A 9958-nucleotide genomic window follows, 5' to 3' on the forward strand; every position below is an offset into this window, starting at 1 on the left:
ACAACTTCAGCGGCACCGTCTCGCGCATCCCGACCCGCGACGAAATCGCCCCGGTCGTCAACGAGCAGCTCGTCGTCGAACTCTACTCGCGCTAAGAAGGAAAAACTTTCTTCCTCGCAAACGCCGTTCTGCCTACGCAGGACGGCGTTTTTCTTTGCAGAAGCGGATTCCTCTTCGCCATGGCAGTCCGCACTGCCTTCTTGCCGTGGCAACCATACACGCTGAGTCAGATTAGCTGACTTCAACGAAACGAGCATCACTGTGAAACTATGAAAAACACCACAGTTTCTGTGCATGACGATCTGCATCACCGGGCGAGGGTCTGCGTCGCGGAACCAGAAACATCCGTGAAACTGGCGCACGAGGCCCATTGCCCGCCGCGCCAATTCAGGCGGGACCGGGATGCGGGCCGGATAACCGGCGAACGGCTCCTCGACCTGCATGGTGTAAGTGGCGTGAACGCGCCCAAATAGTTTCCATTTGCGCGGTTTCGCAGTTTACAAATCTTCCATGTCTCGCTTTGCGCCCCTTCTGCTTGGTTTGTTTGTCGGCCTGGTGTCCGTGCCTCCGGCGCGATCGCAGGTTATGACGAATGTTTCGACGGCCGCGGAATTCACCACCGCGCTGGCCGACGCCTTTGTTTACTCGCAGCAGCCCGGGGCATCGCTGACCAACGTGATCACACTCACGGGAAACATTTCGGCCAATGCCCAGATGATCGTGAATGCCAACGTGATCATCAACGGTGGCGGTTTCACCCTCGATATGAACAATGCCGACCGCGCGTTCTTCATCGCTGGCGGCAACGTGGGCATCAACAACCTGACGATCCAGAACGGCAACGCAAACGGTGGCAATTCTTTCAGCGGGGGAGCTGGCGCCGGATTGGGAGGCGCCATTTTTGTCGGCAGCGGAGTTTATTATGGTGGTGCGCTGCCCGGCCAAGAGACTCCACCTGTCGCTGCCGTCGGTGTCTCGGTGCCAAATGTCGCGCTGAACGGCGTATCTTTCCTGAGCAATCAGGCGGTTGGTGGATCCGCCACCTTGGAGACTCAAACAAGCGGCGGTGGCGGGGGGATGGGCGGATCTGTCGGCACTGCGGCGCAGGACACGGATAACAACGGGCTGGGTGGCGGCGGGTTTGGCAACCAAGCAGTGGGAGGCAACAACTCGGCTGCGGGTGGCCCCGGAGCTTTTGTGAACATAACGCCCGTGGGCGGCATGAGCACCTCCGGCGGCTTCGGTGGGAACGGTTCCGATGCGGGTGGCACCGAGGGAGGAGCCAATGGCGGTGGAGGAGGCATGGGCGGGTATGGGTTGAATAATGATGGCTCCGGAGGAGGCGGTGGACTCGGCGGGGCCCGAGGCTACTTCGTCAACAACTCTCCGCCGATCAATGGCGGCAACGGCGGCTTTGGTGGTGGTGGCGGCGGCGGGGCTGATGGTGGCAACGGGGTTCTCGGTTCATCCGGTGGCACGGGTGGATTCGGAGGTGGTGGCGGCGGCCAAGGGGGATTTTACTTGGCAGGTGACGGTGGTTTTGGAGGCGGGGGCGGCGGTGGCAGCATCAGCCTCCAGCAGCCTCAATCTGGTTCAGGGGGCTTCGGCGCCGGTAATGGCACGGACAACGATGGCGGTCGTGGTGGCGGAGGCTTGGGAGCAGGCGGCGCGCTCTTCGTGATGAATGGCGCGAGCGTCACGCTCAACGGCGGAACTTTCACCGGCAATTCCGTCACGGCAGGCACGGGCGGCCATAACGGCTCGGCCTACGGCGCTGATATGTTTCTCGGCGGCAATGTGACGCTCAATGTCTCGTCGAGCCTCACGCTCAACAGCCTGGGCGGCGCGGGAAATCTGTCGGACCCGAATGTCGCTCGCAACGCCAGCGACCCGAACGCCCAAGGCGGCATCATCAAAACCGGCCCCGGCGCACTCCTCCTGTCTGGCAACAACACCTACGTCGGGGCTACCACGATCGCCCAAGGCACCGTCTCGATGAGCGGTTCCGCCGCCTCGAGCGCCATCGTGCTGAGCAATGGCGCGACGCTGGCCGGCAGTGGCACAGTGGGAGCGATCAGCGGCGCCGGTGCGGTGAGCCCGGGTAGCAGCCCCGGCATCTTGACTGCGGCGTCCGTCGATCCGAGCGGCGGGCTGAGCTTCAACTTCGAGTTCACCAGTTTGAACCCTGTGTTTTCCGATGCGGCCAACAGCGTGAACGACCTTCTGCAATTGACCAGCGCCACGCCATTCGTTGCTTCACTGACTTCTTCGAACGTGGTGAACATTTACTTCAACGATCCTCCCTTTGCGGCCGGCAGCAGTTACACCGGCGGCTTCTTCACCGACACGCAGGCAGATTTCCTCGCCCAGATTTCCGGCGCCACGTTCAACTACTACGTGGCCAACGAGACCGGCACGGTGAATTACAACGGGGTGAACTACAGCGCCATGGATCCTTCGTTCGACGTCAACCTGTCGACCATCAACCAGACGGCGGATTTCGCCAGCGGCACGGTGGACGGCCAGATCGCGCAGTTCGAAGTCGTCCCCGAGCCCTCGACCTACGCGCTGCTCGCGCTCGCGGCCGCCGCGTTGGGTGCGCACGCTCTGAGCCGCCGGCGCAAATAATCCGCGCAAGTTTTTCACCATGCACCCGGGCCGTGTCTGTGGGGCGGGTATTTTTTGCCGAATAAGTGACTCTGTGCGATCGAAGCGGCGGTTTTCCGTTTGCAACGTATGATGTGAGCGGACGATAATTACCTCCTCATGAAACGCATCCTCCGGCTGTATGTCCTCTTCATGGTCCTTTTTGGTGCCATGGCTCCGCTGCGCGCCGCCATCGTCACTCCGATCTACGCGATCGCCAGGCTCAGCTTCGTGGAGGAGCCTTACAATCGCTACCAATTCGGCGTCTTCGACCTTGGCAGCCCGACCGGATCACCCGGCTCTTACGGTTATGCCTGGACCAGCTTGGGCAGTTCTTCGGCTGCCCCCCTGGCCAATCTTGCGCTAAATCCCGTCACCTCGCAGATGTATCTGCAATACGACTTCACGGAATACCGCACGATCAGCACGGGAGGTGTCATCGGTGGCACGAGTCTCGGGTCCATGGACACACTCTTCGGTATGGCCTTCGACAACTCGGGCAATCTTTACGGAGCGCACTATGACCAATGGTTCACGCTCAATCCTGCCACCGGCACGACCATCACAAACACGACAATGTCCGATTTTCTCTATTCGCAGTTCGGCGGAAACATGGCCTATGCGAGCGATGGGGACTTTTACTTCGCCGCCAGTGATCCCCCCGACCCTCTGTTCAACATCACTGCCGCTGGAGTAGACACGATGGTGGGAGATTTCTCGGGAACGAACTACGACGACACGATGTCGAGTGTGATGTTCAGTTCCGGAGTGGACTCCTACTTGCTCAACGAAAATCGTTTGTATCAAGTCACCTTGTCCAACGCCTCCCTGTCCCTCTTGGGAACCGTTACCGGACTGCCGGACGAATTCAACTCGGGTTTCTCCGGGGCTGTCGGCATAGCTTCTGCAGCGCCAGCTGCCGTCCCCGAACCCGGCACTTGGGCCGCGGCGGCATTGCTTGTCGGCGGCGCGGCCTTCATGCGCTGGCGCAAACGCGCGAAGGTTTCTTGAGTTGGAAACTTGAGGTCTGCCACCGCCGAAGGTGCACAGCGTGATATGCCGGGTCTCACCTCTCTTTCTTAGCCGGGTGATTTTGCTGGTGCTCACGAGTTTGGCGGCGCGGGCTTTGCGCTTCCGAATCGTTAGTTTCCGTTTGCAACTTAGGGCGCGAGAGGTCTATAAATGGTTTGAAATGAAGCGTATCCTCCAACTGATCGTCCCGGTCGTATGCCTCCTCGGTGCCATGGCCCCGCTACGGGCCGCCCTTATCATCAACATGGTTGAATCCAGCAGCAATGTGGTGGCCACGATTTCGGGATCGATCAATAGTTGGACCGGCGCGGGCACCCCGGCTGATGGGTCCGGAGCTATGGGGAGCGGCATCCGGCCTGGAGGCACGACGAGTTTGGTCGGATTTGGAAACTTCGTCGGCTTTGTAAGCACGAATTGGTATTATTACACCGCATCGACTTTCCCGACGAACTTTGGCCCCTTGGACAATTTTTGGACGCCAAGTTCTGCCTCGGCCTCCACCACGATGATGTTTCGCGCTAATGTGAACACTAATAATATGTATATATCTAAAAATTATGTTCTTGGAACCCCGGTCACTGGCACACTGACGTGGTCAAACAAGTCCTTTGCCACGCTGCAAGTGACGCCCGGCACCTATGTGTGGAGCTGGACCGGCGATTCGATGACCATGAACATCGGTTCTCCTGCACCCGCTATCCCCGAACCCGGCACATGGGCCGCGGCGGCCTTGCTCGTCGGTGGCGCGGGTTATGTCCGCTGGCGCAAGCGCGCGAAGATCTCTTAAACGTCAAAGCGCCGGGTAATTCGCGGTGTTGGCAGACCAACGCGTCACTGCAGGAAAACGTTGACCGTGTCGGCGAAGTGTTTGCCGTGCTGCATCTTCAGAAACACCCACCACAGCGCTGACGCCGCTCGGCTGACGAATCAGTGGTCGGCCTTCGCTTGGATTTCGGCGACGGTCACCGTGCCGCTCCCATCCGCGTCGATTTTGCTGAAGTTGGCCGCCACGCGGGGCATTCCGGCCTGGGCTTCGGCCAACGTGAGTTGTCCGTCATGGTTGGTATCCGCCGCGGCGAAGCGCTCGGCGATTTGTTCGTCGCGCGAGGTGTCGGCGCCGGCGGCGCACGTCAGAACAAACAAACAGGCCACAGTCAAAAATCCCGTGCGTTCCAAGATGAGAAGTTTCGAGGTCATGCAGGAAGTTTCGTGTAGCCGGGGATGAAGTAAAGCGGGCAATGCATGGACATTGTCAGCGCGGCAACCAACTGACACGGGTAAAATCAAGGTCCAGAGAAACGATTGAGATCAGGCGGCGGTGCCGATCAGCGCTTAGGCGAAACAGGTCCGGGCGAACCCGCGCAAACCGACAGCCTGACTTTTACTGCAGGAACGCGTTGATCGTGTCGGCGAAGTGTTTGGGTTCGGTGTAGAGGAAGGAATGGCCGCCTTTGAAATGTGCGAGTCGAGCGAACGCAGGCTTGTTGACGGTATTTGCTTATGCGTATATGATTCGTTCATGGATTTGGTGCGTATCCACGAGTGTCTGTGTGACCGCACGCGCCTGCGCATTGTCCATCTTCTTCTGCACGGACCACTTTGCGTCTGCCACTTGCAGGAGGTCCTGCGCGAGCCTCAGGTCAAAATGTCGCGGCACCTCGCTTACCTTCGTCGGCGGGGTATGGTGGCGTCTCAACGTTGCGGGCCGTGGATGGTTTATCGACTGCCTGCTGAGCCGTCGACCGCTCTTCATGCCCACCTTGCCTGTTTGCAGGACTGCTGCCGCGAGCAATCCGTTTTCCGCGCGGATGCAGCAAGGCTGGCAAAGCTGAAGAACGCGCTTGGCGACGATTGCCCTGACTGCGTGCGGGAGAATCGGGGTCGCGTGCGGAGTATTTTGCGAAAATGAGCAAGCCGCGCATCCTCATTCTTTGCACCGGCAACTCCTGCCGCAGTCACATGGCGGAGGGAATTCTGCGCAAAGCCGCCGCGGACATTCTCGAGGTGCACAGCGCGGGGTCCAATCCGGCCGGTTATGTCCATCCCAAAGCGATCGCCGCCATGGAGGAGATCGGCATCGACATCTCCGCGCATGCCTCCAAGCACATGAACGAGTTTCTCGACCGTGAGATCGACACGGTCATCACCGTGTGCGGCAATGCCGATCAGGCGTGCCCGATTTTCCCCGGGCAAGTTCACCGGCACCACTGGCCGTTTGACGATCCCGCGCGCGCCACGGGAACCGACACGGAGGTCATGGATGAGTTCCGCCGCGTGCGGGATGAAATCGACGCCGTCTTCCGCGCCTACGCCGCCGGGCGGCGCGACCGGACTTTATGAAAACACAAACGACACCGCAGGATCGCACGACAACGGAGCCGAAGCAGAGTTTCCTTGCTTCGCTTTTCACCCGCATCGACCAGACGATGAAGAAAGCCGCCGAGAAAAAAGCACAGCAGTCGTGTTGCTGCTCGGGAGGCGAAGAGAACAGCGGCTCCAGTAAAGGCGGCAAATGCTGCTGAAGTTCGCCGATCTGCTCGTCTATCGCTTGGGCGGTTTCGACCCGGACTCCCGACTCGGGGGTGCGTTGCACTTCTTCGTCCACGATTCGCTGAAAATTTTTCTGCTTCTCGCCGTGATGATTTTCGTCATCGGCGTGATCCGCACTTGGTTGCCGGAGGACAAGCTCAAGCGGTGGATGACCGGCCGGGGAGTTGCCGGCAATTTCGTGGCAGCGCTTTTCGGTGCCGTAACACCTTTCTGCTCTTGTTCCTCGATTCCGATCTTCATCAGCTTGCTCAAAGCGGGCGCGCCTTTGGGCGTTACATTTTCTTTCCTTATAACTTCTCCCATCATCAACGAATATCTGGCCATTCTCATGGCGGCGGAGTTCGGTCTTCCGATCACCACAGCCTATGTGGCAGGAGGTTTAATCATCGGCACCGCGGTAGGCGCCTTGCTTGGAAGGTTGCGACTCGAGAGGTATCTCGAAAGTGACCTGTTGCAGGCGCCTTACGAGTTCAAGCGCGCCGGGAAGCATACGCTCGCCAGCCGATTGCGCTTCGGTTGGGCCGAGGCTGTTTCCGTGATAAGGCAGATTTGGCTTTGGGTGCTGGTCGGTGTGGGTGTCGGCGCAATCATCCACAACTACGTTCCGCAGGAGACCATTGCCGGCATGGTGGGAGCGGCGGGTGTGCTCGGCGTGCCTATCGCGACCATTATCGGTGTGCCCATGTATGGAAGCTGCGCAGCAATCGTTCCCGTGGCAGTCGTGCTCTTCGAGAAGGGCATACCTCTGGGCACGGCACTGGCCTTCATGATGGCTGTCTCGGCTTTGAGTCTTCCGGAAGCCATCATGCTTCGCCGTGTGATGCGCCTGCCGTTGATTGCCATCTTCTTCGGCGTAACGACGGCAGCGATTATTTTGCTGGGCTACATGCTGAATGCCCTCTCGGGCATTCTTTGAGATCCTCTCGCCGTGTGTCGGCGACGGGATCAATCCGACGACAAGGCGGATTTGCTGAGCGGTTGCGGCCTGCCTTTTACTGCAAGAACGCGTTGACCGTCGCGGCGAACCGCTCGTGCGACTGGAAGAGGAAGGAATGGCCGCCTTCGAAGAATGCGAGCCAAGCGAAGGGAATCTGGTTGGCGATCATGAGTGAGTTTTTCGGCGGATCGACCACGTCGGAGCGTCCGTCGGTGACCAGCACGGGAATCTTCACGTTCTTCAGATCCTCGAAGTTGCTGTTGTTTTCTTTCCACAGCGTGGTGCGGGCGCGGTCGAGACGCGCAACGGTTTCTTTCGATGTGGTGAAGTCATCGGGAGCCTCTCCCGCTTTGACCGCCGCTTTGATGCGTCCCATCACTTCCTTCTGCGCCTGACGTCCGGCTTCGTTGTCCGGGAAGGTGAGGGCGATCTTCTCGCTGTCGGGAACATCCGGGTTGTTCAGTTCGGCTTCGACATCCTTGGCCGCCGGGTCCTGGTAGCGGCCGCCCGGATTCGGTCCGGCCAACACGCATTTGTCGACCAAGTCGGGATGGCGGATGATCAACTGCTGGCCGATGCGCGCCCCCATGGAGTAGGCGAGCACATTGGCCTTTTTGAATCCGAGGGCCTTGATCAACCCGGCGGTGTCGTCGGCCATTTGCGCCATGGTTGTTTCATTTTCTTTCGTGTCGGTGGAAAGTCCCACTCCGCGGTTGTCGAAAAGGATGAGTTGGTTGTGCTTGGCCAATTCTTCGATGAGCGCGGGGTCCCAGAGACTCATTGTGGCGAGGAAGCCGTTGATCATGACGAGCGGTTCGCCTTCGCCGCGGATGTAATAGGCCATCTTGATGTCGCCAACTTGCGCGTATTTCACTTCGGGTTTGAATTCGGCTTGCACCGGCGAGCGCAGCCCGGCGCAGAGAAGAACCACGGTGAGGAGAAGCAAGGTGCTTTTCATGTGGGCGGCAGCTTGGTTGGGAATAATCGATGGATCAAACACTGCTCACTACTGAAAGAACGCGTTGACCGTGTCGGCGAAGTGTTTGGCGGCCGTGTGTGGCGTCAATGTCCCGGGGCGAGGGAGAGCTTGAGATCTCCCCGCGCCACCATGTGCAGGACGCTGGCGGCGAGAGTCTGATAGGGAAGACCTGCTTCCTCGGCTCGCGCGCGCAAGCCGGCGATCGTCTCGTGCGTGGTGCGGATGTTGATCCGCGCCGGACGCGCCGGTTTGCGGGAGATGGTCATCTTCGCGGCGGAGGATGCCGAAGGCAGGCCCAAGGCGCGCTGCTGTGCGCGGGTAAGGGCTTTGCCTTGGTCAAAAGCCCAGCCTTCGCCAGTCGGTTCCTCAACGTAATTAGGTTTCTTTCTTTTGGTCTTCATAGGCTTTCTTCTGCTTGCGCCAATATCCGGCGCCGATCACGCGGATAGCATCGCCCCGCAAAGTGAAGCGGACGGTCAGCACGCCAATGCCATCGTGGCCGACGGCATAGAACCTCGGTTCATCGGAGCTGTGCGTTTCGTTAGGGACGATCATGCGCTGCGGATCTTCGAAAACTTTTTGCACAGTCGAAAAATCGACCCCGTGCTTGGCGAGGTTGATTGCTTCCTTGTCCGGATCGAATTCCAACCGCACGTCCACAGTGTGTGCCTTTTGGCATCATCTGTCAAGCCGGATTGGTCTGTCTGCGTCTATTTGAACGCTTCGCTCAACTCTTCGAGTTGTCTGTTTGGTCGCTGCGGCGACCTATCTCCACTTCGTTGCGGTTCGCTTTGCTCGGCTGCGTTAATTTGCCCTCGGCTGCACCTCGCGCTGTCTCCGTCCGCCGCGACGGACTCCGGCTGTGCCTTGCCTTATTACTGCAGGAACGCGTTGACCGTGTCGGCGAAGTGTTTGGGTTCGGTGTAGAGGAAGGAATGGCCGCCCCAGAAATAGGCGAGCCAGGCGAAGGGAATCTGGTTGGCGATGATGAGCGAGTTTTTCGGCGGATCGACCACATCGGAGCGTCCGTCGGTGACCAACACGGGGACTTTGATGTTTTTCAGGTTTTCGAAATTGCTGTTGTCCGCCCTCCACAGCGTGGTGCGCGCGCGGTCCTGGCGCTCGATGGTTTGCTTGGGGACATCGAAGTCGTCGGGCATGATGCCCGCTTTGACCGCGGCTTTGATGCGGTTCATCGTGGCCTGTAGTGCCGCTTTGCCTTTGGCGTCGTCCGGTGCGGTGAGGGCCAGCTTTTCCATCTTCGGCGTGTCGGGGTTGTTGAGTTTGCCTTCGACGTCGGGCGCGGCCGGGTCGCCGTGGGTGCCACCGGGATCGGCGGCGCAGAGCACGGCTTTGCTTACCAGGTCGGGATGACGGATGAGTAATTGCTGACCGATCCGCGCGCCCATGGAGTAGGCGAGGATATTGGCTTTCTTGATGCCGAGGGCTTTGAGCAATCCTGCGGCATCGTCGGCCATCTGCGGGATGGTGGTGTTGTTCTCCTTGGTGTCGGTGGACAACCCGACGCCGCGGTTGTCGAAAAGGATGAGCTGATGTTGCTTGGCCAGTTCCTCGATCATGAGCGGATCCCACAGGCTCATGCTGGAAAGGAATCCGTTGATCATGAGCAGCGGTTCGCCTTCGCCGCGGATGTAGTAGGCCAGCTTCACATCATTGACCTCCGCGTATTTGATTTCCGGTTTGAAGTCGGCGTGCAGCGGCGAGGGGAGCCCGGCGGCGCAGAGTAGCGCGATGGCAGCGAGGAGGAGGGGGCGATTCATACGAAGCGTAGCGTTATTTGGATTGCTTGGTAG

13 protein-coding genes and 1 pseudogene are annotated in these 9958 nt (G+C 59.4%); 8 read left to right on the forward strand and 6 right to left on the reverse strand.

Annotated elements, in window-relative coordinates:
- A partial coding sequence (locus tag FGM15_13015) for a 30S ribosomal protein S4 (GenBank protein ID MBU3666778.1) occupies window positions 1–95 on the forward strand: 95 nt, incomplete at its 5' end.
- 1302 nt (window positions 96–1397) lie between these two features.
- Here the strand turns inward: FGM15_13015 and FGM15_13020 are convergent.
- A pseudogene (locus FGM15_13020) lies at window positions 1398–1568 on the reverse strand (iron dicitrate transport regulator FecR).
- Window positions 1569–1680: 112 nt separating this feature from the next.
- Between FGM15_13020 and FGM15_13025 the strand changes: the two are divergent.
- From FGM15_13025 to FGM15_13035, 3 genes are all read left to right on the forward strand, one after another.
- Window positions 1681–2628, forward strand: a complete 948-nt coding sequence (locus FGM15_13025; protein MBU3666779.1) for a PEP-CTERM sorting domain-containing protein — start codon at window positions 1681–1683, stop codon at window positions 2626–2628.
- 138 nt (window positions 2629–2766) lie between these two features.
- The gene (locus FGM15_13030; protein MBU3666780.1) at window positions 2767–3657 is read left to right on the forward strand and encodes a hypothetical protein; all 891 of its coding nucleotides are present in this window, start codon (window positions 2767–2769) and stop codon (window positions 3655–3657) included.
- A gap of 181 nt (window positions 3658–3838) precedes the next feature.
- A complete protein-coding gene (locus tag FGM15_13035; GenBank protein ID MBU3666781.1) occupies window positions 3839–4465 on the forward strand; it encodes a hypothetical protein in 627 nt (208 codons plus the stop codon).
- Window positions 4466–4605: 140 nt separating this feature from the next.
- Here FGM15_13035 and FGM15_13040 read toward each other — a convergent pair whose 3' ends face one another.
- A complete protein-coding gene (locus FGM15_13040) occupies window positions 4606–4875 on the reverse strand; it encodes an EF-hand domain-containing protein (GenBank protein MBU3666782.1) in 270 nt (89 codons plus the stop codon).
- Window positions 4876–5197: 322 nt separating this feature from the next.
- Between FGM15_13040 and FGM15_13045 the strand changes: the two genes are divergently transcribed.
- Genes FGM15_13045 through FGM15_13060 form a run of 4 tightly spaced genes read left to right on the forward strand, consistent with a single transcriptional unit; the run spans window position 5198 to window position 7144 of the window.
- The gene (locus FGM15_13045) at window positions 5198–5587 is read left to right on the forward strand and encodes a winged helix-turn-helix transcriptional regulator (protein MBU3666783.1); all 390 of its coding nucleotides are present in this window, start codon (window positions 5198–5200) and stop codon (window positions 5585–5587) included.
- Entirely contained in the window at window positions 5584–6018 is a 435-nt protein-coding gene (locus tag FGM15_13050) for an arsenate reductase ArsC (protein ID MBU3666784.1), read from the forward strand. Before FGM15_13045 ends, FGM15_13050 begins: the two co-directional genes overlap by 4 nt.
- Window positions 6015–6200: a hypothetical protein gene (locus FGM15_13055; GenBank protein MBU3666785.1), complete on the forward strand. Its 186-nt coding sequence runs from the start codon at window positions 6015–6017 to the stop codon at window positions 6198–6200. The genes FGM15_13050 and FGM15_13055 overlap by 4 nt, the downstream gene beginning before the upstream one ends.
- Window positions 6191–7144, forward strand: coding sequence for a permease (locus FGM15_13060; GenBank protein ID MBU3666786.1), 954 nt, complete (start codon window positions 6191–6193; stop codon window positions 7142–7144). Before FGM15_13055 ends, FGM15_13060 begins: the two co-directional genes overlap by 10 nt.
- 76 nt (window positions 7145–7220) lie before the next feature.
- Here FGM15_13060 and FGM15_13065 read toward each other — a convergent pair whose 3' ends face one another.
- From FGM15_13065 to FGM15_13080, 4 genes are all read right to left on the reverse strand, one after another.
- Window positions 7221–8123 (reverse strand): alpha/beta hydrolase, encoded by a 903-nt coding sequence (locus tag FGM15_13065; GenBank protein MBU3666787.1) that lies wholly within the window; start codon window positions 8121–8123, stop codon window positions 7221–7223.
- Window positions 8124–8227: 104 nt separating this feature from the next.
- The gene (locus FGM15_13070) at window positions 8228–8545 is read right to left on the reverse strand and encodes a hypothetical protein (GenBank protein ID MBU3666788.1); all 318 of its coding nucleotides are present in this window, start codon (window positions 8543–8545) and stop codon (window positions 8228–8230) included.
- Window positions 8520–8798 carry a BrnT family toxin gene (locus FGM15_13075; protein MBU3666789.1) on the reverse strand — a complete coding sequence of 93 codons (279 nt, stop codon included), beginning with the start codon at window positions 8796–8798 and terminating at the stop codon, window positions 8520–8522. The genes FGM15_13070 and FGM15_13075 overlap by 26 nt, the downstream gene beginning before the upstream one ends.
- 221 nt (window positions 8799–9019) lie before the next feature.
- Window positions 9020–9925 (reverse strand): alpha/beta hydrolase, encoded by a 906-nt coding sequence (locus FGM15_13080; protein ID MBU3666790.1) that lies wholly within the window; start codon window positions 9923–9925, stop codon window positions 9020–9022.
- Window positions 9926–9958 lie beyond the last annotated feature (33 nt).

The organism is Chthoniobacterales bacterium, assembly GCA_018883245.1.
In the GTDB taxonomy this organism is placed as follows: domain Bacteria; phylum Verrucomicrobiota; class Verrucomicrobiia; order Chthoniobacterales; family JACTMZ01; genus JACTMZ01.

Coding starts and splice junctions, on each gene's coding strand:
- FGM15_13025 (MBU3666779.1), top strand. CDS start 1,681: ATGAATGGCGCGAGCGTCACGCTCAACGGCGGAACTTTCACCGGCAAT.
- FGM15_13030 (MBU3666780.1), top strand. CDS start 2,767: ATGAAACGCATCCTCCGGCTGTATGTCCTCTTCATGGTCCTTTTTGGT.
- FGM15_13035 (MBU3666781.1), top strand. CDS start 3,839: ATGAAGCGTATCCTCCAACTGATCGTCCCGGTCGTATGCCTCCTCGGT.
- FGM15_13040 (MBU3666782.1), bottom strand. CDS start 4,875: ATGACCTCGAAACTTCTCATCTTGGAACGCACGGGATTTTTGACTGTG.
- FGM15_13045 (MBU3666783.1), top strand. CDS start 5,198: ATGGATTTGGTGCGTATCCACGAGTGTCTGTGTGACCGCACGCGCCTG.
- FGM15_13050 (MBU3666784.1), top strand. CDS start 5,584: ATGAGCAAGCCGCGCATCCTCATTCTTTGCACCGGCAACTCCTGCCGC.
- FGM15_13055 (MBU3666785.1), top strand. CDS start 6,015: ATGAAAACACAAACGACACCGCAGGATCGCACGACAACGGAGCCGAAG.
- FGM15_13060 (MBU3666786.1), top strand. CDS start 6,191: ATGCTGCTGAAGTTCGCCGATCTGCTCGTCTATCGCTTGGGCGGTTTC.
- FGM15_13065 (MBU3666787.1), bottom strand. CDS start 8,123: ATGAAAAGCACCTTGCTTCTCCTCACCGTGGTTCTTCTCTGCGCCGGG.
- FGM15_13070 (MBU3666788.1), bottom strand. CDS start 8,545: ATGAAGACCAAAAGAAAGAAACCTAATTACGTTGAGGAACCGACTGGC.
- FGM15_13080 (MBU3666790.1), bottom strand. CDS start 9,925: ATGAATCGCCCCCTCCTCCTCGCTGCCATCGCGCTACTCTGCGCCGCC.